This window comes from Selenomonas sp. KH1T6 (genome assembly GCF_900108415.1).
Taxonomy (GTDB): domain Bacteria; phylum Bacillota; class Negativicutes; order Selenomonadales; family Selenomonadaceae; genus Selenomonas_B; species Selenomonas_B ruminantium_A.
In genome coordinates this window covers 1-26278 of the sequence record NZ_FNWN01000005.1, presented here as the reverse complement: position 1 = coordinate 26278, position 26278 = coordinate 1, and the positions used below count along the sequence as shown (strand labels likewise).

The 26278-nt window shown below is 51.8% G+C and carries 26 protein-coding genes; 3 read left to right on the top strand and 23 right to left on the bottom strand.

All coding sequences use genetic code 11. From position 1 onward, the window contains the following. Positions 1 to 10 precede the first annotated feature (10 nt). The 11 genes from BLW59_RS04680 to BLW59_RS04620 form a co-directional block, all read right to left on the bottom strand. Positions 11 to 1990, bottom strand: coding sequence for a penicillin-binding protein (locus BLW59_RS04680; RefSeq protein WP_074696636.1), 1980 nt, complete (start codon positions 1988 to 1990; stop codon positions 11 to 13). Positions 1991 to 2009: 19 nt separating this feature from the next. Further along, positions 2010 to 3170, bottom strand: a complete 1161-nt coding sequence (locus BLW59_RS04675) for a toxic anion resistance protein (protein WP_029545807.1) — start codon at positions 3168 to 3170, stop codon at positions 2010 to 2012. 34 nt (positions 3171 to 3204) lie between these two features. After that, entirely contained in the window at positions 3205 to 4239 is a 1035-nt protein-coding gene (locus BLW59_RS17060) for a 5-bromo-4-chloroindolyl phosphate hydrolysis family protein (RefSeq protein ID WP_175463357.1), read from the bottom strand. A 74-nt stretch (positions 4240 to 4313) separates the two neighbouring features. After that, positions 4314 to 4790, bottom strand: coding sequence for an NUDIX hydrolase (locus BLW59_RS04660; RefSeq protein ID WP_029545809.1), 477 nt, complete (start codon positions 4788 to 4790; stop codon positions 4314 to 4316). Positions 4791 to 4813: 23 nt separating this feature from the next. Next, complete coding sequence (locus tag BLW59_RS04655; RefSeq protein WP_318258329.1) at positions 4814 to 6013, bottom strand: MFS transporter; 1200 nt, start codon at positions 6011 to 6013, stop codon at positions 4814 to 4816. Between the two features lie 125 nt (positions 6014 to 6138). Further along, a complete protein-coding gene (rlmH, locus tag BLW59_RS04650) occupies positions 6139 to 6618 on the bottom strand; it encodes a 23S rRNA (pseudouridine(1915)-N(3))-methyltransferase RlmH (RefSeq protein ID WP_074696634.1) in 480 nt (159 codons plus the stop codon). Beyond that, positions 6615 to 7745: a trypsin-like peptidase domain-containing protein gene (locus BLW59_RS04645; protein WP_074696632.1), complete on the bottom strand. Its 1131-nt coding sequence runs from the start codon at positions 7743 to 7745 to the stop codon at positions 6615 to 6617. The genes rlmH and BLW59_RS04645 overlap by 4 nt, the downstream gene beginning before the upstream one ends. Before the next feature lie 269 nt (positions 7746 to 8014). Beyond that, positions 8015 to 8797, bottom strand: coding sequence for an MBL fold metallo-hydrolase (locus BLW59_RS04635; RefSeq protein ID WP_074696628.1), 783 nt, complete (start codon positions 8795 to 8797; stop codon positions 8015 to 8017). Between the two features lie 18 nt (positions 8798 to 8815). Beyond that, positions 8816 to 9142 (bottom strand): hypothetical protein, encoded by a 327-nt coding sequence (locus BLW59_RS04630; protein WP_074696626.1) that lies wholly within the window; start codon positions 9140 to 9142, stop codon positions 8816 to 8818. Between the two features lie 45 nt (positions 9143 to 9187). Then, entirely contained in the window at positions 9188 to 9862 is a 675-nt protein-coding gene (locus BLW59_RS04625; protein WP_318258328.1) for an HAD family phosphatase, read from the bottom strand. Positions 9863 to 9892: 30 nt separating this feature from the next. Then, positions 9893 to 11608: an EAL domain-containing protein gene (locus tag BLW59_RS04620; protein WP_074696624.1), complete on the bottom strand. Its 1716-nt coding sequence runs from the start codon at positions 11606 to 11608 to the stop codon at positions 9893 to 9895. Between the two features lie 154 nt (positions 11609 to 11762). Between BLW59_RS04620 and BLW59_RS04615 the strand changes: the two genes are divergently transcribed. Then, entirely contained in the window at positions 11763 to 12218 is a 456-nt protein-coding gene (locus BLW59_RS04615; RefSeq protein WP_029545835.1) for a DUF441 domain-containing protein, read from the top strand. A 138-nt stretch (positions 12219 to 12356) separates the two neighbouring features. On the opposite strand, the gene BLW59_RS04610 is transcribed toward BLW59_RS04615, so the two are convergent. Continuing rightward, the gene (locus BLW59_RS04610) at positions 12357 to 13637 is read right to left on the bottom strand and encodes an NCS2 family permease (protein WP_217634605.1); all 1281 of its coding nucleotides are present in this window, start codon (positions 13635 to 13637) and stop codon (positions 12357 to 12359) included. 198 nt (positions 13638 to 13835) lie between these two features. On the opposite strand from BLW59_RS04610, the gene BLW59_RS04605 reads away from it, so the two are divergent. Continuing rightward, positions 13836 to 14489: a Crp/Fnr family transcriptional regulator gene (locus BLW59_RS04605; protein ID WP_074696620.1), complete on the top strand. Its 654-nt coding sequence runs from the start codon at positions 13836 to 13838 to the stop codon at positions 14487 to 14489. A gap of 69 nt (positions 14490 to 14558) precedes the next feature. Here the strand turns inward: BLW59_RS04605 and BLW59_RS04600 are convergent, their stop codons facing one another. From BLW59_RS04600 to BLW59_RS04585, 4 genes are all read right to left on the bottom strand, one after another. After that, entirely contained in the window at positions 14559 to 15092 is a 534-nt protein-coding gene (locus BLW59_RS04600; RefSeq protein WP_029545841.1) for a methyl-accepting chemotaxis protein, read from the bottom strand. A gap of 122 nt (positions 15093 to 15214) precedes the next feature. Beyond that, a complete protein-coding gene (locus tag BLW59_RS04595) occupies positions 15215 to 16780 on the bottom strand; it encodes a glycosyltransferase family 2 protein (RefSeq protein ID WP_074696618.1) in 1566 nt (521 codons plus the stop codon). Positions 16781 to 16790: 10 nt separating this feature from the next. Beyond that, positions 16791 to 17804, bottom strand: a complete 1014-nt coding sequence (locus BLW59_RS04590; RefSeq protein WP_074696615.1) for a tetratricopeptide repeat protein — start codon at positions 17802 to 17804, stop codon at positions 16791 to 16793. A 121-nt stretch (positions 17805 to 17925) separates the two neighbouring features. Then, a complete protein-coding gene (locus BLW59_RS04585) occupies positions 17926 to 18555 on the bottom strand; it encodes a hypothetical protein (protein ID WP_139283546.1) in 630 nt (209 codons plus the stop codon). A 346-nt stretch (positions 18556 to 18901) separates the two neighbouring features. Here BLW59_RS04585 and gdhA point away from each other — a divergent pair, with 346 nt between their 5' ends. After that, the gene (gene gdhA, locus BLW59_RS04580) at positions 18902 to 20251 is read left to right on the top strand and encodes an NADP-specific glutamate dehydrogenase (protein WP_074696611.1); all 1350 of its coding nucleotides are present in this window, start codon (positions 18902 to 18904) and stop codon (positions 20249 to 20251) included. Between the two features lie 61 nt (positions 20252 to 20312). On the opposite strand, the gene BLW59_RS04575 is transcribed toward gdhA, so the two are convergent. From BLW59_RS04575 to BLW59_RS04545, 7 genes are all read right to left on the bottom strand, one after another. After that, positions 20313 to 20861 (bottom strand): DUF1097 domain-containing protein, encoded by a 549-nt coding sequence (locus BLW59_RS04575; RefSeq protein ID WP_074696609.1) that lies wholly within the window; start codon positions 20859 to 20861, stop codon positions 20313 to 20315. A 100-nt stretch (positions 20862 to 20961) separates the two neighbouring features. After that, the gene (locus BLW59_RS04570; RefSeq protein WP_074696607.1) at positions 20962 to 21648 is read right to left on the bottom strand and encodes a hypothetical protein; all 687 of its coding nucleotides are present in this window, start codon (positions 21646 to 21648) and stop codon (positions 20962 to 20964) included. Positions 21649 to 21690: 42 nt separating this feature from the next. After that, positions 21691 to 22410, bottom strand: coding sequence for a chromosomal replication initiator protein DnaA (locus tag BLW59_RS04565; protein ID WP_175463356.1), 720 nt, complete (start codon positions 22408 to 22410; stop codon positions 21691 to 21693). Positions 22411 to 22482: 72 nt separating this feature from the next. Next, positions 22483 to 22710, bottom strand: coding sequence for an HPr family phosphocarrier protein (locus tag BLW59_RS04560; protein ID WP_074696797.1), 228 nt, complete (start codon positions 22708 to 22710; stop codon positions 22483 to 22485). A 356-nt stretch (positions 22711 to 23066) separates the two neighbouring features. Further along, the gene (locus BLW59_RS04555) at positions 23067 to 23999 is read right to left on the bottom strand and encodes a tetratricopeptide repeat protein (protein ID WP_081348385.1); all 933 of its coding nucleotides are present in this window, start codon (positions 23997 to 23999) and stop codon (positions 23067 to 23069) included. Positions 24000 to 24067: 68 nt separating this feature from the next. Beyond that, positions 24068 to 24724, bottom strand: a complete 657-nt coding sequence (locus BLW59_RS04550; protein ID WP_074696599.1) for a hypothetical protein — start codon at positions 24722 to 24724, stop codon at positions 24068 to 24070. A gap of 89 nt (positions 24725 to 24813) precedes the next feature. After that, entirely contained in the window at positions 24814 to 26175 is a 1362-nt protein-coding gene (locus BLW59_RS04545; RefSeq protein ID WP_074696597.1) for a transposase, read from the bottom strand. Positions 26176 to 26278: the final 103 nt, after the last annotated feature.

Genomic DNA, 26278 nt, shown 5'->3' with positions numbered 1-26278 from the left:
TTGATATGATTTAGGGCTGGAAGTGTACGGTAATCGCCGTACCTGCATCCACCAGCGTATTGGGCTCTATGCTCTGATATGCAGCCACACCAGAACCTTCTCCCTCAAAAGTGAGGCCGCTTTCTGCCGCCTTGCGGGCAGCCTCACGGAGACTCAGCCCTATGAAGTCAGGCACGACCACCTTGCCGTTGGGCACCTCACCCTGGAAGACCTTCTTTGGCTTGGGACGCTCCTGAGCATGGGGAACAGTCTCCACATCCAGCAGGGTTTCGCTGGTAGGTTCGATGTGCAGATAACGCATGAGCTGGGCAAAAATCCTGCCCGCCACAGGGGCTGCAATCTGGCCGCCATAGTAACTGCCCAAAGTGGGGTCGTCGATGATTACCAACACAGTCACCTGGGGGTCTTCCACAGGGGCAAAGCCGCAGAAGGAAGCGATATAACGCCCATCCATATAGCCGGCCCCGTCCTCCCGGATCTTCTGGGCAGTACCGGTCTTGCCCGCAATGCGGTAGCCCTTCACTGCCGCCTTGTGACCGCCGCCGGTGGCAACCACCTGCTCCAGGAGGCCCATGAGAGTCTTGTCCGTGGAGGACTCAATGACCCGCCGCACCTCCGTGCGCTGATTCTCCAGATACACGGAGCCATCGGCATTGCGAATCTCCTTGACGATATAGGGCTTCAAGAGCACCCCGTCATTGGCCACCGCCGACATGGCTGTCACCAGCTGCAGGGGAGTCACAGCAATACTCTGGCCGATGGACATGGTGGCGATATCAGAATCCCTCATGTCATCTGGATTGAAGAGTATGCCGTACTCCTCGCCGGGCAGGTCAATGCCCGTCTGCTCGCCAAAGCCGAAGCGCTTGGCATAATCCGTAAGCTTTTCCGCCCCCAAAGACAGCCCCACCTGGGCAAAGCCCGTATTCAGGGACTGCTTCACCACATCGGTGAAGGTGACGGTACCAAAGCTCTCACCGCTCCAGTTCTGAATGCGGCGTCCGGACACCATGACATAGCCCGGGTCCACGAAGACCTGGTTGGGGCTCACTACATTTTCCTGCAGGGCCGCCCCAGCCACCATGGCCTTGAAGGTAGAGCCCGGCTCATAGATGAAGGACACAGCCCGGTTCTTCCAGCTCTCCGGCGAATAATCCCAGAACTTGTTGGGATTGTAAGAGGGGCGTCCCGCCATAGCCAGCACTTCCCCATTCTTGGGGTCCATGACTATGCAGGTGATGGCCTGAGGGCCATTTTCTGCCATAGCCCTGTCCAGCTCCTGCTCCACCATGAACTGAATGGAGCTGTCAATGGTCAGGGTAACAGTCTTGCAATAGTCCCCCTTGTAGCGCTTCTGACGGCTGAAGATAGAACTAAGTATGGGACGTGAGCTGCGGTCTGTCTGAAGGTATTCCTCCTCCACTTCTCCTTTGAGCAGTCCGTCCAAGGCCTGTTCCACCCCGTCCAGGCCCTTGTCTTCAGTACCAACAAAACCCAGCACATTGGCTGCCAGCACATCATTGGGATAATATCGTTTTGCTTCATCAACGAAGTTCAGGCAGTCCGTATACTCTTTTTCCTTCATAAGGTGGCGCACAGCCTCGTACTCATCCTGCGCCAGGTGATGCTTCACCCACTGGAAGCCGCCCCCCTCAGCAATATCATCCAGGATCTGCTGCTCAGAGAGGCCAATCAGGGGTGCCAGCTCGCTGGCCAGCACCTCCGGTTCCTTCACATGATTGGGGTCCACATAGAGGGACTTGGTCATGGTGCTCACAGCCAGTTCCCTGCCGCTCCTGTCCAGGATAGCCCCCCGGGTGGACTGGGCCAGATAGCTCTGCCCCACCTGGGCCTTCATGCGTTCGGAAAGTTCACTGCCCTGCACCAATTGGAGCCAGGCATAGCGGAAAACTACCAGGGCCAGTACCCCCAGCATGGCAAGGCCCAACAAACCAATATTCCTTTGGGCCTTATGCCTATCCATCTTCATTGCTTAAATGCCCCCAAATTCACTCCGTGCGTCCGCTGTGCTTCAAAAGCGTATCTCTCAGCCTGCCCTCAATCTGCACCAGCTCCTGCTCGGCAGCGGCACGCTTCTGACGTCCCTCCTGCTGAATGCGCAGGGTTTCCTCGATGGTGGAGATGAGCTTGTCGTTCACCTCGCGCACGGTTTCAACATCCACGATGCTGCGTTCATTTTCCTTGGCTACTTCCACCGTATTCTGCTTCAGAAGTTCTGCATTGCGCTTCAGAAGTTCGTTGGTAGTATTGGTAACCGCCTGCTGCAGCCGCAGGGTATCCTGCTGGGCCTTGAGCCCCAGGGCAATGACCATCTGGTTCTTCCACAGGGGAATGGTGTTGTAAATAGCCGTCTGCACCCTGTCCACCAGAGCCTTGTCATTGTTCTGGATCAGGCGGATCTGGGGTGCGGTCTGAATGGCAATGGTCTTGCTGACCTTCAGGTCATGGACCTTCTTTTCAAAGCGCTGGACGCTGCCCTCGAAATCTGCCACCACCTGCACTGCCATGGGGTCGCCGCTGGCCTGGGCCTGGGCCCGGAGCTTGGGCAAGGTCACTTCCTGCATCTCCTTGAGCTTTTCCTCACCAGCCTGGATATAAAGCTGGAGGTTCTTGAAATACTCCAAATTCTGCTCATAGAGGTTGTCGAAAAGAGCGATATCCTTCATCATCTTCAGCTTGGCCTGTTCCAGCCCCCCCTGAATGCGGTCCACCTGCACGGAGAGCTTGGTATAGCCTTCCTTCACATCCTCAGCCTTTTCCACCAGGCTGCCCACAATAGGAATCTTCTTCAGGAAACTGCCAGATGATGAGCCGCCTTCAGGATTGTAGCCCTTCACCTGGGCCACCAGTCCCTGCAGGAGCTCTCCTACCTGGCCGCTGTCCTTGGTACGCACCTGGGACAGCACATTGTTGGAAAACTCTGCAATGCGCTTCTGGGCAGGCGCACCATAGGAAAGCACCGCCGTGGAATCCGTCAGGTCCAGCTCGTCCTTGATCTTCACAATCTGGGCCCGCTCCTCTGGGCTGATGGTCTCCACGGCCGCAGTCACCTGCTCAACCGTCACCATTTCCTTGCCCGTTTCGGCAGATGCCGCCCCTTCCTGGGCCTTTTTTGCCTTCAGCAAATCATCAAGATTTATCTCTGCCATGATAAAGCCTCCTCTTCCCTGCCAACCTTAATAGTCAATCCCTAAAATACTGCTTATAGAAATCATCCATGGGCATCACCGCGTAGCGGATAGCCTCCACCCAGCTGATCAGCGTGGGCAGGGCCGTCCAGCAAAAAACAGCATACATGACACCCTGGAAAGTCTTGCCCTGGTAGAATTTATGAGCACCTACTGTCCCCAGGACAGCAGCCAGTCCCGCATTGATGACCTTCTGTTTGATGACCTCGCCCCTCACAGCCTCAGGCATGCGCATGGATTTGGCTACAGCTCTTTCCCTTTCAATATCCTCGCGCTTCCTGAGCCGTGCCTTGCCACGACCTGCCCGGTTCACAGGGCGCTCCCGCTTCTCGGGCAGGTTTCCTGCATTGGCCTCAGCTCTGGCCGCGTCCATGGCCGAAAGCGTCTCGGAGGAGATAACCTCCCCCTCCACATCCTGTATGCCCTCGGCCTTCATGTTCTGCCTGAGCACCGCCAGCTCCGCTTCCATATCCATCAGCTGGTCGGACAGGACCTTCTCGAACTCTGCCTCATAGGCCTCGTCAAAGGTCATGAGGGTCTGGCGCACCTTCTGCTTGGTTTCCATAACCTGGGCTGTTTCAAGGCCGGTTTTCTCAAGGTCGCAAAACTGCTTTGTGAGCGTCAGGGCCCTGTCCTGATAGTAGTCCACAAACCGCCTGGCAGGAATCACCTTCATGGGGTTCTCCTCCAGATATTTCAAGAGGCGGTAAGCCGTCACCTGCATGGTGGCCAGCTGGGTGCCCAGGGCCTCGTCCTTCAGCGTATCCCGCAAGGCTTCGATAGCGTTATAATCTGCCACCGCCTTGTCAAAAAGCTCCGCAGCCAGGGCCTGCTGTTCCTCGGACAGAGCCGTCAAATCAAAAGCAGGCGCCTTGTCCTTTCCCAGCTTGTAGCGCTTATAGCCATAGGAAGCCGCCGCCATGGCCATGGCCCCTCCTATAATCCATTCATAATTCTCAACCAAAAACACAACCAAATCCACCCCCAGCAAGAATATCAGATTCGCAAACACCTCAAAGAAAAAATCCACGCCGTGCATCCCTTTGTACGAATAATTTCACATATATATCATATCACATTGCAGGAGGAAAGAAAAAGCGTGCCCTACTTTAATTTCTCCCCATCCAGTACTGCTTCCACCAGTTCCTCTCCCACATACCTGAGTTTCAGTGAAAAATAAGGGTGCTCCTCTTCCAGCAGACGGAAGAAGATCTTGTCTCCTTCCCAAAGTGGCAGGTCGTAGACCTTATCCTTGGCAATCCACTCCAATGTCCCCTCATTGCATTCCGATAACTTACCTTCCCACTCGGTTGCGGTATAGAGAAACATATACTCCGTCTGCCACCTGTCGGAGATAAAGGTGACAATGCCCCTTAGTTTATAATTCGCAAGGGTGAGGCCCGTTTCCTCCCGGGCCTCCCGCAAAAGGCATTCCTCTGGGGACTCGTCAGCCTCAAAGTGACCGCCGATGCCCACCCATTTATCCTTGTTTATGTCATTTTCCTTCTTCACCCTGTGCATCATCAGATACTTGCCGTCTTTTTCCAGATAGCAGAGGGTAGTGAGATTCGATTTCGTCATCGCTTATTCCTTTCTCTTTCACCTCAGCGCACCCGGGCCGCCCATACCCCCATCAGACAGATAAAGCTCAGCACTCCAAAAGATATCTGCATATTCAGGGACAGGAGCTCTGCTCCTGCCAGACTGCCATGGCCCAGAGACAACAGGGCCGTCACGATGAGGATGCTGACCACCTGGCCCAAAAGCCTCACCATGCCCAGCCAGGAGGAAGCGAAGCTGTAAAATTTCTTCGGCACGCTGCCCATGATGGCGTTGTTGTTGGGTGCCGCAAAGAGGGCAAAGCCCACTCCCAGCAGCAGCAGGCAGGGAAAGAGTCCGTAGAAGCCTCCGAAGTGCACCAACGCCCCCAACCCCAGCAAGCCGGCAGCAATCAGAGCCATGCCCCAAGCCGCCAAGGTCTGGGGATGGATCCTGTCGGATAATGCCCCCATGGCCGGAGACAAAAGCGCCATCATCACGGGCTGCAACAGCAGGAAAAGCCCCGACTCATGGGAAGGATAGCCCAGGATATCCTGCAAATAGAAAGACAGCAGGAAGCCTACGGCAAAAGTAGCCATATAGTTGAGCAGTGCCGCCAGGGAAGAATAAGTGAAGGTGCGTTCCTTGAAAGCTTCCAAAGGCAGCAGCCCAGCCCTGTCTCCCCGCTCGTCGGCTCCCGGCACCTCCTTGAGCACTACAGGCGCCGCCAGGAAAACGCCCAAGGCTATGAAGCCGATGAAGACAAAGATGCTCTGCCAGCCCAGATAGTGGTTGAGGCCGCCCCCCACCACGGGGCCCAGGGACAGCCCTACATATACCATGGCAATCATCCAGCCCATGGCGCTCCCCCGCTTTTCCTTAGGATAAGCCAGCATCAGCAAGGCATTGTTGGTGGCAAAGTTCATGGCCGAACCCATGCCCTGCACTACCCGCACCCCGATGAGGAAAGAGAGGGAGTCGGCAAAAACACAGGTGAAGGAAGTCAGTGCGAAAATCCCCGCTCCCAGCATAAACAATCGGGCCTTCCCCCACCTCTCTGCCAGCCGCCCCATGGGCAGCAGGAACACAAAGGCGGAAATGAGGAAACTCCCCAGTACCCAGGACAGTGACTCAGGTCCCTGACCATACTGCCTGCCTATATCCGGCAGAGAAAGGGACAGGGCGCTGCCCGTAAAAGGCGTGAGAAAAGATGCCGCCATAATCAGCCAAAGGAGCCTGTGCTCCCGGATAAAATCCCCGTTCACTCAATCACCGCCCCGTTCTATATATATATATATCCTAATATTATCACAGGGATAGTGCAAACTCAATTTTGCCCGGCAAAAAAGCCCTGTCCCCACGCATTTTCTGCACAGGGACAGGACTTCATTTACCAGTGATACTTTTCGCCGCGGTTGATCTTGAAGGCCCGGTAAATCTGCTCCACCAGCAGGAGCCTCACCATCTGATGGGTGAAGGTCATGCGGGAGAAGGAGAGCTTCATATCCGCAGCCTGCCGCACTTCCTGCGAAAGGCCAAAGGCACCGCCGATCAGGAAGGTCAGATTGCTCTTGCCGCTGAGGCCCAGCTTGTCGATTTTGGCCGCCAGCTCCTCAGAGGACAGCTCCTCCCCGTACACATCCAGCACGAAGAGGTACGAACCAGATGGCACCAGCTTCAGGAGTTTTTCCCCTTCTTTATGGAGCACCTGTTCTTTCTCTGCCTCAGAAGGATTATCAGGCATCTTTTCCTCGTGTATTTCCAGGATTTCCACCTGGGCCATGGGCTTCAGGCGCTTCAGGAACTCGCTTATGCCTGCCGTCAGGTATTTTTCCTTGAGCTTGCCCGCGCAAACTATATTTATCTTCATCTATCCTCCTGGGGCATCTCTTCCAGAACGATATCAGCGGTGTGGGTGCTGCCGTTGCGGTCAAAGGTGATCTTCACGCTGTCGCCCACCTTGTGCTCGCCTACCTGCTGGCGCAGCTCAGAGACGGAATTCACTTCCTTGTCATCAATCTTCAATATGATGTCCCCGCGCTGGAGGCCGGCCTTATCAGCGGGGCCGCCCAGGGTCAGGCGGAAGATGTAGACGCCCTTGTCAATGTTCAGCTGATAGCCATAGCGGGCAGCAGTATTGGGGTCGAAGATGGTGACGCCAAGATAGGGACGGGCCACATAACCCTTTTCCATCAGTTCCTTGATGATAGCCTGGACAGTATTGCTGGGAATGGAGAAGCCCATGCCCTCTACGCCGTTGGCTGCCACTTTTGCGCTGTTGATGCCTATGACCTGGCCGTCAGCGTTCACCAGAGCGCCGCCAGAGTTGCCGGGATTGATGGCTGCATCAGTCTGCAGGAGCTTCACCCGCTTGTCGCTGATATCCAGAGTCCTGTTCAAGGCGCTGATGACACCGCTGGTGACACTGCCCTGGAATTCCAGCCCCAGGGGGTTGCCGATGGCAATGGCAGGCTCACCCACCACGATCTCATCAGAATCGCCAAAGGCAGCTACCGGCAGATCACTTGCCTCCACCTTCACCACGGCCAGGTCTGTCACCTCATCGGCACCGATGAGCTTGCCCTTGAGGCTGCGGCCATCTGCCAGGGAGACAATGATTTCCTTGGCCCCGCTGATCACATGGTTGTTGGTGACGATATAGCCGTCAGCCCGGAAGATCACGCCGGAACCCGCCCCCTCGGTTTCCACGGGATTATTGAACCAGTCCCTGACCACTGCCTTATTAGTGATACCCACCACGGACGGGCCTACTACCTTGGCGGCGCGCACAGCAGGAGTGTTGCGGGCAGCAGAAAGGCCTGCTGTATCTGCCTTGGCAGCAGGGGCGTTCTCAGTCTGGACTGCTGCGGCCGTGCCGGAACTGGCAGCTGCCCCGGAGCCCTCCTTGCTGGCATCGCACCCGGAAAAGGTCAGAGCCGACAGCGCCAGCACAGAAGCTACGACAGCAGCTTTCTTCTTATGGTTCAAAAGTGACATCAGTGATTGCATGAGAATCCCTCCACTTTATAAGGCCATTGTTCAAATTTTGCCGAAGGCAAAATCTCCAATTGGCCTTTCAACGAGGCGGGAGATATTAGCTCGCCGCCTGTTATGACATTAGCCTCCCCCCACCTATAGAGGGGGACATCTTCTTCCGAGTTATAAACATAGCCAGGAAAAATAGTTTCTCTTATCAAGCTTTCCTGTCTGTATCTTAAATCTAATTTCTGAAAAATAAATGCAAGAATCAACTTTATAATCTTTCTTTAAGAACACTGATACATTACATTCTCCGTGCTCAGAACCAGGGGCTCTGTCTGGCTGGCTACAGAGAGGGGCAGGTCGATGCCCTGGCGGTGCAGGATTTTCCTCACGGTTTCCTCCGCCATTTCCGGCCTGTTATTTTCCTCAGAAAGATGGGCCAGCACCACTTGTCCCGGACGATCCTTCAATCTGGCCAGGGCCCAGGCAGCATCAGCATTGGCAAGATGCCCGCGGTTGGACATGATTCTCCGCTTGAGAGGCCAGGGATAGGAGCCATCCTGCAGCATATCGGGGTCGTAGTTAGCCTCCAGCACGAGGATATCCGCCCCCTCCAGCGCCTGCTGGACATTGCTGGTGACAAAGCCCAAATCCGTAGCCAGCACAAACTGCTCCGAGCCACCGATGCGCCAGCCCACAGATTCAGCCGCATCATGGGAGGTGGCAAAACTCTCTACCTTCAGCCCCTCAAGAACGAAATCCCCTGCCACGGGATGCAGGAGCTCCCGGGGCACCGTTACAGCACAGGAAAGGGCGGCGAGGGTGCCCCGCCGCGCAAAGATGGGCAAGTGATACCACTTGCTCAGGGTGGTGAGCCCTGCTATATGATCACGGTGTTCATGGGTGATGAGAATGCCGGAAAGTTCCTCAGGCCCGATGCCAAAGGAGGCCAGCCCCTTCCTGATGCGGGTGGCGCTGATGCCGGCATCTATGAGGATCTTCACCTCATCCATTTCCACCATCACCGCATTGCCTTTGCTGCCGCTGGCCAGCACCACTACCTGCATTCCCTCTGTCTTCCCTTCTTAATCGTAACTGCCGTAATTTTCCTCATACTTCCGACGAAAAAAGATAGCATTGGTGTCCTTCACGTGTTCCTCCCAAAAGACGATGCACTTTTGGGCAAGCTCAAGCTTCCCCTGCATGAAGGGCACGATCTTTTCCGGGGTAACCTTGCCAATCTCCATCATCACATCCATATTGCTCCTGTTGGACTCAGCCATCTGTGAGGCTATTTCCTCAGAACAGTTCCCCTCCACGACAGCCTTGGCAAAGGCCTGGGCCTCCTCCAGATTGCGGGCAAATTTGCGGGTCAGAAGCCATACCGTGAATTTCTTTTCCAGATTTTCCACTACAGTTACCCCCATTCCATATTCTAGCTATCCCATCTTTTCAAGTCAAGTTGCAAAGTATGCCAGAAGCTCCGGCACCTTTATCTCCTCTATGCTCTCCACCACCCGGTCGGCAAGGCTCAAATCCTGCTCCCCGGAATTAGGATTGTGGAAGGCGATGCAGTACATCCCCGCCCGCTTGGCAGCCAGGATACCGTTGGCCGTATCTTCCAGCACGCAGCAGCTCTCAGGCGCTGCTCCCAGCCGCTCTGCCGAAATCAGATAAATGGCGGGATTTGGCTTGCTCTCCGGCAGCTCTCCCCCAGAGATGACGGAAGTGAAATACTTCCTGATATCAAAATTATCCAGTATCGTATTCATCACCGGAGGGTGTGAGGAGGTGGCCAGCCCCAGCGGCACCCCCGCCTCGTGCAGGGCGCGGATCAGTTCCCTGGTGCCGGCCACTGGTCCAATGCCGCCGCTTTTCAGCACCTCAAGATAATGCTCATGCTTGTAATCAGTCAGCATTTCCGGAGTAATGTCCGTACGGCCGCTCTCTGCCACCACATCACGGAAAATCAGGCCGCTGGTGCCTCCCATATAATCCTTCAGCCGGGCCTCGTCAAAATCCAGCCCAAAATGGCGGAAAGTGTCCATCTTCACCCTGCTGTGAACAGGCTCGCTGTCGATAATGACACCATCCATGTCGAAAATAAAGGCTTGCAGTTTCTTTTCACTCAATTTCTTCACCACTGTAATCAAAAATTCTAACTAGATTTTATCTGTTCCCAGGAAATCCTTGGTGCAGAGCTCCACAAAATTCTCCCGGGGCATGGGCTTGGCGTAATAATATCCCTGGATGAGGTTTGCCCCCATGCCGGTGACAAATTCCAGGTCCTCCTTCGTTTCCACACCTTCAACTACCACCCTCAGCCCCAGGTCCTTCGCCGTTTCCACCAGGCCGCCCATGATGCGTGCGCCGCGGGCAGCCTGCGCTCCCCGCCTGGCAAAGCCCATGTCCAGCTTCAGCGTGTCCACCGGCAATTCCTTCAGCATGCTGAGGGGAGAATAGCCCTTGCCAAAATCATCCAGGGAAACCTTGAAGCCGTTCTGGCGGAAAAGCTCCACTTCCTCTATGAGCTGATAGGAATCCTGGGTATAGGCCTCCTCCGTAATTTCCAGATGCAGGTACTCAGGGGAAAGATTGTGCTTCCTGATAAGTCCCATCAGGAAGTCCAGCAAATCAAGATTGTAGAGATTCAGCCGGGAAACGTTGACGGAAACCGGCAGCAAAAGCCCCGTAGCATCCCTGAGCTCAGCCATGAAATCGCAGACCATTTCCCAGACATAGCGGTCCAGGCGCACGATAAAGCCATTGCGTTCAAAGACAGGAATGAACCTGCCCGGGGAAATCAGCCCCTGGGAGGGGTGCTGCCAGCGCACCAGCGCTTCGGCGCTGACGATTTTCCCTGTTTCAGCATTGTACACAGGCTGTAAGTAAATGCTGAACTGCCTTTCCTGCAGGGCAAATTCCATATCCCGCACAATCATCTGCTCTTCCAGCATGAGCTGCTTGAGCTTTTCATCATAGTAAGCATAGCGGTGCAGGTAGCTGCCCTTCACCGTATTCATGGCCAGGCGTGCCCTGTCGCACATCTGGTCCACTGCCATATAGGTGTTTTCCACCTCATAGATGCCCGCATAGAAGACGATATTGTGGCTGATGCCCAAAGACACCACTGTGCTGTCAATGCCTTCCAGCAAATGCTCAATACGCACCTGCCCCTTGGGCACGCAGAGCACGAAGTGGTCAGATTCCACCCGGCCGCAGAGACCTCCGCTGCTCGTCAGCACATTGAAATAGTAAGCGGCTGTCTTCAGGACCAGATTGCCAGTCTCCATGGTGAACAGATCATTGATGACCTTGAAGCAGTACACATCCAGATAGATGATCTCATACTTGACATCAACATTGTCCCTGATAAGGCGGGAGGCCTTTCTGTAGAAGGCTTCCCTGTTATAAAGCCCCGTGAGACTGTCATTGTCCACATAACTTGCCACCTCAGCCAGCTGCTTGTCTGCCGCCAGCTGGGCCACCCGGCGCCACTCGTTCTCCGATGAGCCCATGACATTCTTGATGCGGCTCCTGACAATAGCGGGGTTGAAAGGCTTGGTGATAAAATCAGCCGCCCCCAGCTCCACCGCCCAGGTCTGGCCATCCTGGTCGCCGTTGGTGGTCATGGCCACCACGGGCACTCCCTTATACTGGTCATTGCTCTTGAGCACGCCCATGAACTCCAGGCCGCCCATCACCGGCATCATCAAATCCACCAGGACAATATGGGCCGCCTCCTGCTCCAGCATCTTCAAGGCTTCCTTGCCATCCTCCGCCTCTACAATGCGGAATTCATCGTGAAAGAACTGGGCCAGCACGGTACGGTTGATATTCACATCATCAACAATGAGCATTACCGGTTTATTGTCCATCTTATCGCCTACTTCCCCCAAAATAGTACACCTATCTGTTTTTTCATTCGCCAAGACCAGCTAAAGTTCCTCTATTTGTCAGGCAAGGTTTGCAATAAGTTTCCCTTAAAATATGATACAATAATCTTCGTACCGTATTCAAGGAGGTAAAGAAATGTACATAGAATATATCACCCTCATCGCTGTCCTGCTGCTTAGTTATTTCGGACACAATATGACCGTAGTCTATGCGACGGGCATTGTGCTGCTGCTGAAGGTGCTTGGCCTCACCCCAGCCCTCGAAGCCCTGGGCACCCAGGGCCTCAACTGGGGCATCATCATCCTCACCGCTGCCATACTGGTGCCCATTGCCAACGGCACCATCACCATCCACACCATGATTGACGCCTTCCGCACCCATGCGGGCATCATAGCTATTGTGGCAGGCCTCCTGGCGGCGCTGGCCGGGGGTAGCGGTGTGGAGTTACTCAAGAGCACTCCTGATGTGATTCCGGCCCTCATCATCGGCACTATGGCAGGGGTCATCTTCTTCCACGGAGTGGCCGTAGGACCGCTGATTGCCGGGGGCGTGACCTACTTTGTGCTGCAGATTATAGGAAGACTCAGCTGAAGACTTCCTCCGTCAGCCCTTCGGGCTGCCGCCTCCCTCTGAAAGGGTGGCTATTGCCCCCCTCTCACTCATGCAAAAACACGTTGCCAATTCTAGCAACGTGTTTTTGTATATATGATGATTTTTGGGAAAGCTATATCAGAACCCTGCCTGGAATACCAGGTTCATCAGGAACAGGACCCCCAGGCCGAAGCCCAAAGAGGATACTTCCCTCCTGCTGCCATCCATCAGCTTCAGCAGGGGATAGGCAGTGAAACCAAAGGCCAGGCCCGTGGAAATGCTGCCGGACAGGGGAATCAGCACCACAATGAGAAAGGCCGGGAACCACTCAGCAAAATCCTGCAACTCCACGAACTGCAGCTGCTGCATCATCATGGCGCCAGTGATGATGATCACCGGGGCAATGGCCGCCTGGGGTACATAGGAAAGGAAGGGTATGAGGAAGACTGACACGCTGAAAAGCAGAGCGCTCACCAGAGCCATCAGCCCGGTGCGCCCGCCGCTGGCAATGCCTGCGGCACTTTCCGCCGCCGCCACTGTGGGGCTGGTGCCCAGCACACTGGAAATGAGCGTAGTGAAAGCCGACCCCTTGTAAGTCCTGCCGAACTTCTCTTTCTCTGGCAAGATTCCCTGCAGGAGCCCCATGGTCTCAAAGATCATGATCATGGACATGGAAAACACAGACAGCAGGAAAGGAATGCTCAGGATATGGCTGAAATCCGCCTGAAGCAGCATATAGGGATAATCCACCAGCCCTCTCACGCTGATTTCCAAAGGCGCGCCAATGCCAATGCCCAGGATATTGCCAACTACGCTGGTAACAATAATAGCGATGAAGAAGCTGCCCATCACATTTCTGAGATAAAGGGCCAGGCTCAGCACCAGTCCGAAGATGGAAAGCAGAGCCACAGGATTAGTCAGGCTGCCCAGCTCGATGATGGAGCTGCTGCCGCGACGGATAAGCTCCGCTTTCTCCAGCCCGATTTCCACCAGGAACAGGCCAATGCCTGCGGTGATGGCACATTTGATGGAAGGAGGCACCGCCTCCGAAAGCCGCTTTGCCCATCTGGTGCAGGCCACATAGGCAAAGATAAGGCCGGACACCAGGGAAATGGCAATGGCTTCCTGCCAGCTAAGTCCCATGTGGGCGCAGACCGTATAGGTGAAAAAGGCGTTGATGCCCATACCCGGGGTGAGAATGATGGGTGCATCTGCCACAAAGGCCATGATGAGGCAGCCAATCACCGAAGAAAAGATGGTGGCAAAGACGCTCATCCCCACAGGGATGCCGGCATCTGCCAGAATCAACGGGTTGACGATGATGATGTAAGAAATGGCAAAAAAGGCGGTAATGCCTGCCAGTATTTCCCTCTGCAAAATTTTCTTGTCTTTCAGTGCTCCGCCAAAGAGCTTATCCATGGCTAACGCCTCCCTGAGTCTTTTATCCATATTGCTCCCATATTCTATTCCTTTCTTCCGCACAAAAAAAGGACATCCGTCCGTTAATGTCCCAATTACTTTCAAAATTAAATATTCAGATTTATGTAGCTACACAAGGCATAACCGATGTGTTATAATTTCCTCATAGGATTATTGTCAACAGAAAGGGCTACAAATATGAAACTGGACTATATGCTGGATCATATACCGGAAAATATCCGGCAGCATACCACCAAACGCACCTTCCAGCCAGGGGATGTGGTGGTGAGGAAAGGTGAAAAGGCCGACCATGTATACATCCTGACAGCAGGCAAGCTCCGGGTCAGCAATGAATTTGAAAGCGGCCAGCGCTATACATTCGCCTCTTTGGAAGTGCCGGATATGATTGGAGATCTGGAAGTCCTGGCAGAACAGGAACACTTTGCCGCCACTAATGAGGCCATCACTGAGTGCCAGGTATTGTCACTGACAGCTGACACCTTCCTGCACTGGATGAAAACCGACAATGACTTTGCCGTAGCAGTGGCAAAGCTGCTGGCTGCCAAGATGTACCCCACTTCCAACGAGGCTGGCCGGGTAAAATTCCAGCCCAGCCAGGAGCGCTTCGAGGAATACCTGGCCAAGCGCCTGGGCGATATCGAGACAGACCTCTTCATCCTCCACACCAGCCGCCAGCAGATAGCCGACGACATCGGCACCAGCGTCAAAACCGTCAACCGCTGCGTCACCAAGATGCGGGATGACGGTGACCTCGCCCTGCTCCACGGCAAGATTACCCTGAACCGTGAGCAGCAGGCCCGTCTCAGAGCTGTGTGGAAAAACGAACCTTAAAATCATACCTGCAATACAGACGCTAAAAGGGCAGCCCCCCGAGGGACTGCCCTGCTTTTGTGTCTGTTATTATTTCAAGGACTCCACATAGCGCTTGAGTTCCTCTGCCGCCTTGGTGACGCGGGAGAGGTTGGCCGTGATTTCCTCAGTGGAAGCAGCCTGCTCCTCACTGATGGAGCCGGTGTTCTCAATGGACTTGGAGATACCTTCAACTGCCTTGTTCATTTCAGTCAGAGTGGACTGGATTTTCTCAGTTGCCTCACGGGACTGCTCGGCAAGCTTTCTCACTTCCTCAGCCACCACAGCGAAGCCGCGGCCCTGCTCACCGGCACGGGCTGCCTCGATGGCGGCATTGAGGCCCAGAAGGTTGGTCTGACCAGCAATATTCGTGATGAAGTCGATGACCTTGATAGTGTCAGCATTCTTCTCCTGCAGGAATTTCGCCTGCTCCACGGACTCCTGCCCGGCCTTGGCGAGGGCGCTGGCGCTTTTCGCCACCTGCTCAACAGCCTCATAGACCGTCTGTGTGGATGTTGCAATTTCCTCGATAGAAGCAGCCAGCTTGTTGGTTACCTCCTCATTTTGCTTGAATTCCTCAGCCATAGATATTCCTCCTCAATCATGAATATTGTTGATTATGCCCTTCGGGTCCATTTCCCTTGATAAATTCCTTTTGTTCTTATTCCACAAGCAAGGAAAAAAACCTGCTGCCCGGCAAAATTTTTCTATCTTTCAACCCTAAGCAGCGGTTCCGCTATGTAGCCGTAAGCATGACCTGCCAAAAGGGAAGCCAAAAGCTCCCTGCCCTCATATTCCTGCCATTCCTTCCCTGGAGGCCACTTCAGCGCCTCCAGCTGCCGCCTGCGGAAGATGGCGGCGGCCAGCCCCCCGGGAAAGCACTGGCGGGCATCCCAGATGCTCTGGGCCGCCTGGCTGCCATCACCGGGCATAAAGATTTCCTTGCCTGTGTCAATATCGAAAACTTCCTGCCGCATGATCTTGTCTGAGAGGTACTCCCCCTCCTCCACCGCCGACACCATCAGGCTCAGTTCTTCCTGGGCAGAAAGGGCAGAGACCATCTTGATAAGCCTGTCAGGCAGCATAATGAAGCCCTCAGGCAGCCACTGCACAAACTCCCCCTTCATTCCCTCAGGCAGAAGTTCCCAGGCCTCAGGCCCTGACAACAGGGAAATGCACTCCACTGGCTGCTGCTCCAAAAGCTCCACCAGCGCAGCTTCTCCCTCTGGCGAAATTTCCGGAGCCAGCACAATGTATTCCTTGAAAGGATAGTCGTCAGACAGGGCAGATGCCATGGTCCTGGCAAAAAGCTCAAGATTTCCCCTGTACTGCATGACAATGCTGACAGGCTGGGCAAAGAGCCTGGCTCTGAGTTCTGCACATTCCTCTGCCAGCTGCTCTGCTGCCAGCATGACAACTTCCAGCAGGCTTTCCTTGTCATAGTCCGGCGTATAGCAAAGCCTCACCACATCACTGCCGGGCAGCCGGGGCGCCTTCACCGGCTGTCTGAGGGTTTCAGGCTGCAGGCTCCTGCCCTTCATCAGCTCTCTGTATCCCTCCCGCCACTGATGGGCGGTGCGGGTGTAGCGGGTGTACTTGGCCACATTCCCCAGCCAGCCCACGGCGGCTTTCTTGGCAGCCTGTTCCTCACTGCGCCAGGGATAATGAGCGATGTGGATTCCTTTTACCACCTCCGGCACCACGGCCTGCCTATCCCCCTCATTGCCGGGCAGCAGAGCCCGATGGCTCCCTTGGGAAATCTCCAGCTGGGCTTCCTTCACCGCCCCGGCTCCCAACACGGTCTTGGTGAGGCTGTCGGGCCACTTCTCCCGGTAAGCACGCCGGGACAGCAGGAAACCCTGGCCGCTTCTGGGCACATACCTGACCCAGGGGATGGCATAGACCTTCCCCTCGTCCATGGCGGCAAAGACCGAGCGGCAATAATTGCCTACGCTCTGTCCTGCATTGCCGCTTCCATCCGGCAGCAGGAATTCATCAGCATCAAGGGGCACCACAAAGCCTGCCCCCTCAGCCACCGCCTGCCGCATCAGCGCTGTCACCACTTCGGACTGGAGCTGGGCCGCTCCCTTCACCTCAGAAAGGACAATGGGCAAGCCATCCTGCTGGAGGGCCTGCAGGATGGACAGGGTCTCGTCGCTGCTCTCGTGCACAGCCACATAAAGCTTATCCGCCCAGCCCAGATTGTGGCGCACAAAACTTTCTATTACATCCGCTTCGTTGCGGACCATGGAAACTACTGCAATAAGACTCATAATAAAAACCTCAGCACAGGACAGTCAGCAACAGGAAATCCGTCTGGAGAAGCCTGGAAGCAAACTCCTGAGCCTTTTCCTTCTCCCCCTGCTCATGGCAGAGCACAGCCATATTACGCAGGCTTTCTCCGTCCAGCGGATCAATCTTCAAGGCTTCCTCAAGGAAACGGCGTGCCTCTCCATAATTTTTCTGGTAGAAATATCCGCCTGCAAAGACATTGTAAAGGTGGATTTTCGCCTGCAGCGGCACAGGCTTTTCCGCAATGGCCTTCAGCTCTGCTTCAATATCTGTCACTGGTACTGCCGGTGCAGGAACCTCACAAGCCGATACTTCCTGCAACACAGACGACTCAGGAGCTTCAGACGCCACTGCCGGAGCCGTTTTCTCCGCTACAGTTGTTTTTTCTTCGGACTCTCCTGCCACGAAAGCTGCCACATGGGGATATTCAGCCCTGATGCGCTCAGGCTCGCACCTATAATAATATTCCAAAATATCATTCAAATCCTTAGACTGTTCTTCCGTAAGCATTTCCCTGTTGCTGGCCAGAAGAACATCTGACAGAGAAAGAGCTCCTTCCTCACGCTCATTGAGAATGCAGAGACGGGCCAGCAGAATACGGGCAGGGATATGGTAAGGAGCCAGATCCATCACCATATCCACCCATTTGGCAGACCTTTCGTAATCCCCCACCATAAAATAGCAGTAGGCCCCGTCATACAGAAGATCCGGGTCATAGCTGTTATCCTTGACAAGTTCTGCCAACGAGCCCAGTGCCTCGGAGTATTCACCGGCCTCCATCTGTTCCTTCATCTGCTCCCGCAGCCCCGCATCCCTGTGGCTGTTTTCCATCTTATTGGCCTTTTCCTTCTTTTTATTCAGCTTGCGGCTGCTCTTGCTCATATTTACCGTCCTTTCTTCCGCAGCATCCCCCACAGGCTCGGCTACTTCATTATTTTCTTTTACAAGAGTATTCAACCAAAGAAGCCCGGATTCCTCTATGTCAAAGCCGGACTTTTCTGCCATGAGCACACCTCCCCATTACCTATCAAGTTGCAATTATTCTATATCCGCCCCCTCTTTTCCTTTTTAAGCAAACGAAAAGACCGCACAGTCTCTTCAAAACCTGTGCGGTCTACATACACAATTATGCTGCTACTTCCATAGATGATCCGGCAGCCTTCTTCTGAGCGGCATAAGCCGCATGTGCATTGTGCTGCTTGATCTGGGCATTCACCTGCTGAAAAGCGCTGCTGCCCAGCTTAGTGCTGTTGCCAAGATTCGAGCCGGTACTGCCGTTCTTGCGTGCAGCACTCATGCCCTTGCCCATGTTCTGCATGCCCTGGTTGTAATCCTGGCGAATCTGCTGCTGGAATCTGCTCTTGCCAACCTTGGTCTCATTGCCAAAGTTAGAAACCTCGTAATAGGAACGAGTCTTATCCATAATCTTCGAGGTCTGATGTTCACCAATCGCAGTAGTCTGCTTGTTGCCTTGCTGGAATTTGCTGGTACCTATCTTGGTCTGATTGCCAAAATTGGATACCGAATAGATAGCTTTCGCCCTGTCCATGATTTCGGCGGTCTTTTGCTCACCGATGCTCACAATAGTACGGCTCTCCCGGGAAATAGCTCCCGTACCCACCTTGGTGTCATTGCCCAGGTTCGAAGACTCATAATAAGAACTCGCCTTGGCAAACCCCTCTGCGGCTTTTTGCTGCCCTGTAACACTTACCTGCTTGTTAAGCTCAGGGAAGCTTGGAACATTGCTGATGCTCATGCCCATAGTAATCCCCCACTTTCCTTAGAACTTGCGCTCACTCCATTGCTTGATTTCCTTTGGTTGACCAACTCAAATAGGTACATAGTCCTATATTAGTATTATACCTGCACCCTCCTAATTTTGCAACAATAATATTAAAAGATTGATTATAAACTTTATCAATAAGAAACATGACACATCTGATAGGATATTTATCCTGTGAATACTTTCACCTCCCCTGTATACAATTCTCTGATAATATAGTATACTGTAACTTGTGAAACATATATAACATTGTAAACCGGCCAAAGATGCCGTCAAATTACAAAAACGGCAGCAGGCCGCAGGCAAAGGAGAGATCCAAATGGCAGACAGCAAAGCGTACGTCAAAGAAGTCTTGGACCTGGTGGCAAAGCGTGACCCTGACCAGCCCCAGTTCCTTCACACCGCAGGCAAAGTCCTGGAATCCGTTGAACCGGTGCTCTCGCAGCATCCCGAATACCAGGCAAACAAAATCCTCGAGCGCATGGTAGAACCGGAGCGCGTCATTTCCTTCCGCGTTCCCTGGACAGATGACAAGGGCGAGATACAGATCAACCGCGGCTTCCGCGTGCAGATGTCCTCTGCCATCGGCCCCTATAAGGGCGGTCTGCGCTTCCACCCCAGCGTGAACCTGGATATCCTGAAATTCCTGGCCTTCGAACAGGTTTACAAGAACGCCCTCACGGGCCTGCCCATCGGCGGTGCCAAGGGCGGCTCCGACTTTGACCCCCACGGCAAGAGCGATGCAGAGGTCATGCGCTTCTGCCAGAGCTTCATGACTGAGCTTTACCGCCATATCGGACCGGATGTGGATGTACCGGCAGGTGATATCGGCGTAGGCGGCCGCGAGGTAGGCTATCTCTTCGGCCAGTACAAGCGCATCAGGAACTCCTACGACGCAGGCGTCCTCACGGGCAAGCGCGTGGACTACTGGGGCAGCCTGGCCCGTCCCGAGGCTACGGGCTATGGTCTTCTCTACTTCGTGAAGAACATGCTGGATGCCAAGGGTATCGACCTGAAGGACAAGGTGCTGGTGGTCTCCGGCTCCGGCAATGTGGCCACTTATGCCATCGAGAAGGCCCAGTCCTTCGGCGCCAAGGTCGTCACCTGCTCCGACTCCAACGGCTATGTATACGACAAGAACGGCATCGACCTGGATGCTGTGAAGGAAATCAAGCAGGTGCGCCGCGGCCGCATCAAAGAGTATGTGGAGACTCATCCCGAGGCCGAGTACCATGAAGGCTGCTCCGGTGTCTGGACAGTGAAGTGCGATGTGGCTCTCCCCTGCGCTACCCAGGGCGAAATCAGCCTGGAATCCGCCAAGATCCTGGTGGAGAACGGGGTCAAGGCCGTAGGCGAAGGCGCCAACATGCCTTCCGTCATCGAAGCCATCGATTACTTCCAGAGCCACGGCGTCCTCTTCGCCCCCGCCAAGGCAGCCAACGCCGGCGGCGTGGCAGTCTCCGCCCTTGAAATGGCCCAGAACTCCGAACGTCTCCAGTGGACCTTCGAAGAAGTTGACGGCCGCCTCCAGGGCATCATGAAGAACATCTACGAACAGTCCAAGAAGAACGCTGAAGCATACGCAGATCCCGACGATCTCGTAGCTGGCGCCAACATCACCGCCTTCCTGAAGGTGGCCAACGTCATGCTGGCACACGGGCTGGTGTAAGAACAACATAAAAGGATAAAAATGGCCCGCCAAGGCTACGCAAAGCCTTGGCGGGCTGTTTTTACGATATTTCCAAATCCCCCTGCTGGTCACGCCTGCGGAAGGAAAAACCTGCCAGTTGCTGGCTGGCCCAGCCTACAAAAAGGCCCAGGATGTTGGCGCCGGTGATGTAGACGAAAGCAACAACCAGGTTCAAAATATAGTCAGACTGAGCGGGAAAAGCGCCCAGGTAATAGCCTGCAAAGATGCAGGAAAAGGAATTGAAACCCACCAGTGAATGCTTGATACAGGGCAGCTTCAGGGCTACCATCAAGGCCATGATCATCAGGAACACCGCCAGCATGGAAGCCTGCATCCCGGGCATGAACACAGCGAACGCATCCGTCAGAACCACAGCCGTCAGGGCCAGGACTGCCGCCGCCACGCAGGTGACAGAACCTTCCCTGATGGCCGTTTTATTTGCCCCAATGGCAAGATACCAAGCCCAGCCAATGAAAAGCGCCCACACCGGCATCCCTGCCAAAGTCCCCAGGCAAGCCAGCGCCGAAACGCCCGCCACTACGAAATCCGTCTGATTGATACCAAGAATAGCCTTTCCCAACTGTCTCATGCAATCCCCTCTGTCTTTGTTTTAATTGTTTGATATTATTCTATGGGATTGTCAAGAAAATAGAAAGGACATGCGACCTAAAAATAAAAAACGAATTTCACTATGCTCGTTCCAGCCAGTCAAAAAGTGAGAATCCACTATCCCACACCATATGATAGGATATAATCAGATAATTGCTCTTCACCCGTTCCGCCTCTGGCACATTATCCCATGACTTCTCCACTGGAAAAGAATCCTCCTGGCAAAGATACATATGATTCTCACAGGAACAATAATGAAAGCGGTGCTCAAAATCCATATAATACGGGTCAAAGAGTCCCACATACGGCTCTTCCATGTCAGGCGTCTGAAGCCGCAGCCTGCTCCCCCTCTCAAAAGGCAGGGTGAAATGATGGTCGAACATGCTGGAATGTACCCAGTAATTCACCATATCCAAAGTATCTTGGGCAAAGCCCTGGGCCAGCAGCCAATCTTCATCCCCCTCGATACGATAAGTGACCTGCTGGCCATGAATCATAGCTGAATAGATATCCCACTCCTCATTATCCCCTGTGTTGCCATCAACAGGCTTTGTAGCGGCATCATAGCAAAACTCCAGATACTCCGCCACACCTCTGGCCAGTTTCTTATCTTCAGCACTCCCAGGAACATTATCCGCCACCCAGCGCAGAATTTTCACCTTTTCCCGGATATCCTCATAACTGAGAGATACCAACTGCACCTGCTCCCTTATCCCCATCTGCCAGGTCTTGCGGAAATAGTCACGTATTTCCGGGGAGCGAATCAAGTTGTATATGTCGTAGACTTGCGTTTTCTATCACCTGCCTGTTCATCTCTCTTCTTCAATGTAAATATTTTTCAAGGCCTCAATTGCAGTTTCCTCCGTAATCGGTTCAGCAGAGGCAGAAGCATATAGCGCAACACGGGACAAAGCACCTTTTAATTTGTAAATATTGCTCTTGATATTTTCAGCGATGTAATTTATCACATCATCAGGTATGACTATGCCGTCCGCCTGTGCAACTTTACGCAAGATAGCAATGCGCATTTCTAAATCTGGTGGTTGTATGTCAGCGATGATTCCACCTTCAATTCTAGCTAGAAGATGCTCATTCATCTTTGGTATTTTCTTAGGCAGCCTATCTGACGAAAGAACAACCTGCTTGTTGACACTCTTGAATACATCAAGTAAGTAAAGAAGTTCCTCCTGGCTCGATGCCTTTCCAGATAAAAACTGGATATCATCTATCATAAGGACATCCGCTTCATGATACTTCGCCCTAAAGTCATCCAGGCTACCTTTCATCACAGCCTCAATAAGCTCACTGACAAACATTTCACTGGTAACATATAACACACACATTTGTGGATTTTTCGACAAAACATCATGACCAATGGCATGCAAAAGATGTGTTTTCCCAGTGCCTACGCCGCCGTATATGAACAAAGGATTGTAGACATTACCAAGATTGGCCACAACTTCCATAGCTGCCGTATATGCTAACCGATTGGATTTACCTATGATGAATGTGTTAAAAGTATATTCCACAACTATACACTCCAATCGTATTTGAAAACATCCCCTCTCCTATTACTTTTTCCACTTCAAATGATGAAATTGTTATTCCTCACCAAATCGAAAAGCAACCATTTCAAGCAAACTATCAACTGCCTCCGCCGCATCTATCCCCTCAGCTATTATGGTAAAAGACTTTCCTCTAGTCAAATGATTGCTTATACACCAAAGCATTAAAATACTTTTAGCATCAACAGTTTCCCCATCAACTTTAACCTGTATCTTACTCTTAAATTTAGCCGCAGTACTTGCAAAAACACTAGCAGGTCGCATATCAACAAAGAGATAATATCTATTTTTTACAACCGTGGCAGCTTCAACACGATTCCCATAATCATTTATTATATCTTCTGGAAATCCATCATTTTCCCGGCTCATATTTTTGCACCTCAATTACCATCCTCACTTTTTCATTTCTTCCACAAAGTTTTTAGTTTTTTCCGTAACTATTCACCAGCTGGTGTCCAATGGATATAGCCTGGCTGCTTAATCATTGCCACCACCGATTTGTAAACATTCAGGCTGTGCTTCTTAATGGTACTTAGAACACAATTCATCCTGGCATAATCCTTGGTTCCATATAAGATGCGGAAGCAACCTACTATCTTTGTCTTGTTAATATCAATATACTAATTTTGTTTTTTACGACATCCAATTATTGCTGCTTTGCGAAAACATTCAAAAGCCTTCTCATCATCATGATAATCTCCTTGAGAATACATATTTCCTAGATAAAACAACGAATACGTGTCTCCAGCCTGAGCCGCCTTTTTATACCATTCTATGGATTTTTGCATATCTCTTTTTACACCACCAATCCCCTTTTCATACGCATAAGCACGTCGTCCCATATCCGATGCCTTATTATCATCCGTATATTTCATAACATCAGTCATAAAACCGTATAGGGGAAAACCAGCACGCCCAAAAAGCAAAACAGGAAGGAAAAACGGCGGTACAGCTACGCTTCTCGCAATTTCTTCATATATAATTCTTGCCTTTTCTTTCTCATTATTAAGTTCGTAAATACGGCCTAATTTTAATTTACAATTATTATCTCCTTTATCAGCGCCCATGGCATACCAACGCTCTGCCTCTTCCTTATCTTGCTGTACGCCTATACCATTTTCATACATACCCCCCAAAGCAAACATAGCTTTCACAAGACCTTGCTCTGCAGATTTCTTATACCAAAAAAATGACTCTTCCATGTTACCCTTATCCCCATGGCAGTTAAAGATTTTCCCCAAGGCAAACATAGATTCCACGTGTCCTAGTTCAGCTGCCTTATGATATAATGATATAGCTTTCTCTATATTCTGCAAATTGGCATTTTCCACATAAGAACCTGCCTTGTAATACATATATTCCGCAATAGGGTATTTAGCTTCCTGCATTTTAATACGACACTCTTTGTTAACCTCTTGACTGTTAATCCATACATGCAAACCATTATCATCTCTTTTGGAGCATATTTCTTCTAATGGCTCACCATGTGAAACACGCCTTCTCGCTCTTTTTCCACAATAGACACAAATATAATTTATCCGTTTTTCACTCATGTTTATTCCTCACATCCCTCGCCAATTGTATAAGTATAATAAACCACACACTCAAATAACCATTCGCACTATTTTTCATTTTCCCACAACGTTTTTAATTTTTTCCTAGCAATTTCTTTTCCCTTCCATTGTACCATAATCTCCGTTCCACCCTCAACTGAAGTAGCACTTTGGATTTCTAATAAATCAATTATATGTATCCCTTTGAATTCAGCTTTACCAAAATCAGATTCAACTAAAAGTCGTGAAAAGTCAACCATAACATCATTGCCATCCATTTTTACATCAACAGAATCAGGAACCCCATTTAGTCCGATAATTTTTTTCATAATCCCTAATGTTAGACTAGAAAAAATCCATGATAACATAACATTGCCTGTCATTTCATGGTTTTCTACATTATAACGAAGCAAGCCTACACCATTATTAAAAGACAACATCTTCACAACACCATAGAACAATATTTTTTTATCATCATTCATTCGAACAGTAATGTTCAACTTCCCTTCTTTGGTAGATATAACTTGTATTGAAGATATCTTATTATCTTCCGTCATCATGACTCTTCTTGATATTTCTTTGTTTACGATTTCATCCGATACATATATCTTACCATCTCTTATTTCTCTTAATGTGTTTTCATCTAAAACCCCTTTAATAATCTCAAGAGGTATTTCAATGCCATTTAGATCCCCCAACTTCTTTTTAATTTTACCAAAGACCATTATATTCACTCCTTGATAAGTATACTATTCTTATAAAACTATATTATAGGATAACTCACCCTCCTATCTATCATCACCAGTTTACAACTTTAAGCCGCATTATTCCAATGCTTGACCACATCACGCAATACGCTAAGAACATCGGCTGAATTTATGGTATTTGATGCCTCATCAGCTAACCTGCTCAAAAATAGCTCATCCTGAATTTGTTTGCTGATGGCCATTCGTACCTCTTGCGGGCTGCATTCCTTGAACCTTGCAAATCGAGTGTCTACATACGGCAGCAGCCGCATGGAGGCATGAGCCATACAAATCAAATTCAGCAGGCGCTCAATGCCACATCTGCGGCGCAGCATGTACCGCCCCAATGACCAGAACGTCTTGTGTTCGTAGTAACCCACCTCTATGTTCCAACGAATGCTATAAAGGCTCAAAGGCAGAAATTCCCTGTCCGTATCTCCGACAGTGGTATTTGGGTCATCAGTATGTGAGGCACACCCAAACCTTATTTCGGATGGCTCTGCCGTGCAGATAAATAAGCGCCTGGCACCAGATTCAGAAACTGTCACATATGCATGTACTGTGATGTCACCCAAAATTTTGGTCTTGACACAGCGATGCCCCACCTTGAACTTGCCCCTGGAGTATGTGCAAGCGAAGTCATCCAGCGATAACTGGGCACCTCTCTTGCAGGGGCGTCCTCTTTTCCCTGTGCGTGCTGGTGGCAAATCGTAAATGGCCGTATCAACCCGTACGTTGCATATTATGTCGGCGTTCTCATGCGAAAGGATTCTGCTGATGAATTTCTTTTTCGGGTACCAGCTATCACAGAGCACGACTATGTGCTTGCCTTCAAGATCCCTCATTACTGCATCTATGGCATCGGCAGCCATTTCAAGTTTGGTCTTCTCCTTTGTCCACAGACAGTAGACGACAGGCACATGAAGATAATGTATGCCGCCGGAGCATCCACCCTTCATATCTTTGTCTACCGGAACACTGAGCATAAGACTTACGAAGCAATGGCCATTGACGTAGGCACTGCCTGTATGCATGGCATGGTCGAACAACTTTGAGACAAAATCAAAGCACTGCCCAGCTTTGGCAACGATGGTATCGTCAACGCTCAGGAACAGCGGCGCATCTGCCAAGTCGGAAGGTATGGCTGACAGAGCCCTGCGGATAGTATGACTGACCCAGGAAGAGTCATCCACCGTGCATGTCTTTAAGGCTCGATAGTAGCTGTTCAGAGAACCTGGCATCAGCGAAAGATGGAACCTTCTATGCATCCAGCGTATCGAGGGGATGGATTCAAATGCAAGCATGGCAAGTACGATGCCACAAAGCAGGCTACGCATGGGGCGGGTAGCTTCATGGAAGTATGCCGCAAAATGCTCATTCAAGGCAGATACCATAGACATCAGGTTGAGATTGCTGTATAATGACTTCATCGCGCGAACCTCCTTTGCGTAGATGGGGTGTGGTAATTTCATCTTACACTAAAGGAGTGATTTGCGCGATATTTTTTTCAATCAGAAAAGTTGTAAAGTGGTG

What these genes read in the sequence shown, in the direction of transcription:
- BLW59_RS04680 (WP_074696636.1), bottom strand. Translation starts at nt 1,990, where the DNA reads ATGAAGATGGATAGGCATAAGGCCCAAAGGAATATTGGTTTGTTGGGC.
- BLW59_RS04675 (WP_029545807.1), bottom strand. Translation starts at nt 3,170, where the DNA reads ATGGCAGAGATAAATCTTGATGATTTGCTGAAGGCAAAAAAGGCCCAG.
- BLW59_RS04660 (WP_029545809.1), bottom strand. Translation starts at nt 4,790, where the DNA reads ATGACGAAATCGAATCTCACTACCCTCTGCTATCTGGAAAAAGACGGC.
- rlmH (WP_074696634.1), bottom strand. Translation starts at nt 6,618, where the DNA reads ATGAAGATAAATATAGTTTGCGCGGGCAAGCTCAAGGAAAAATACCTG.
- BLW59_RS04645 (WP_074696632.1), bottom strand. Translation starts at nt 7,745, where the DNA reads ATGTCACTTTTGAACCATAAGAAGAAAGCTGCTGTCGTAGCTTCTGTG.
- BLW59_RS04635 (WP_074696628.1), bottom strand. Translation starts at nt 8,797, where the DNA reads ATGCAGGTAGTGGTGCTGGCCAGCGGCAGCAAAGGCAATGCGGTGATG.
- BLW59_RS04620 (WP_074696624.1), bottom strand. Translation starts at nt 11,608, where the DNA reads ATGGACAATAAACCGGTAATGCTCATTGTTGATGATGTGAATATCAAC.
- BLW59_RS04615 (WP_029545835.1), top strand. Translation starts at nt 11,763, where the DNA reads ATGTACATAGAATATATCACCCTCATCGCTGTCCTGCTGCTTAGTTAT.
- BLW59_RS04610 (WP_217634605.1), bottom strand. Translation starts at nt 13,637, where the DNA reads ATGGATAAGCTCTTTGGCGGAGCACTGAAAGACAAGAAAATTTTGCAG.
- BLW59_RS04605 (WP_074696620.1), top strand. Translation starts at nt 13,836, where the DNA reads ATGAAACTGGACTATATGCTGGATCATATACCGGAAAATATCCGGCAG.
- BLW59_RS04600 (WP_029545841.1), bottom strand. Translation starts at nt 15,092, where the DNA reads ATGGCTGAGGAATTCAAGCAAAATGAGGAGGTAACCAACAAGCTGGCT.
- BLW59_RS04595 (WP_074696618.1), bottom strand. Translation starts at nt 16,780, where the DNA reads ATGAGTCTTATTGCAGTAGTTTCCATGGTCCGCAACGAAGCGGATGTA.
- BLW59_RS04590 (WP_074696615.1), bottom strand. Translation starts at nt 17,804, where the DNA reads ATGGCAGAAAAGTCCGGCTTTGACATAGAGGAATCCGGGCTTCTTTGG.
- BLW59_RS04585 (WP_139283546.1), bottom strand. Translation starts at nt 18,555, where the DNA reads ATGAGCATCAGCAATGTTCCAAGCTTCCCTGAGCTTAACAAGCAGGTA.
- gdhA (WP_074696611.1), top strand. Translation starts at nt 18,902, where the DNA reads ATGGCAGACAGCAAAGCGTACGTCAAAGAAGTCTTGGACCTGGTGGCA.
- BLW59_RS04575 (WP_074696609.1), bottom strand. Translation starts at nt 20,861, where the DNA reads ATGAGACAGTTGGGAAAGGCTATTCTTGGTATCAATCAGACGGATTTC.
- BLW59_RS04560 (WP_074696797.1), bottom strand. Translation starts at nt 22,710, where the DNA reads ATGCGACCTGCTAGTGTTTTTGCAAGTACTGCGGCTAAATTTAAGAGT.
- BLW59_RS04555 (WP_081348385.1), bottom strand. Translation starts at nt 23,999, where the DNA reads ATGAGTGAAAAACGGATAAATTATATTTGTGTCTATTGTGGAAAAAGA.
- BLW59_RS04550 (WP_074696599.1), bottom strand. Translation starts at nt 24,724, where the DNA reads ATGGTCTTTGGTAAAATTAAAAAGAAGTTGGGGGATCTAAATGGCATT.
- BLW59_RS04545 (WP_074696597.1), bottom strand. Translation starts at nt 26,175, where the DNA reads ATGAAGTCATTATACAGCAATCTCAACCTGATGTCTATGGTATCTGCC.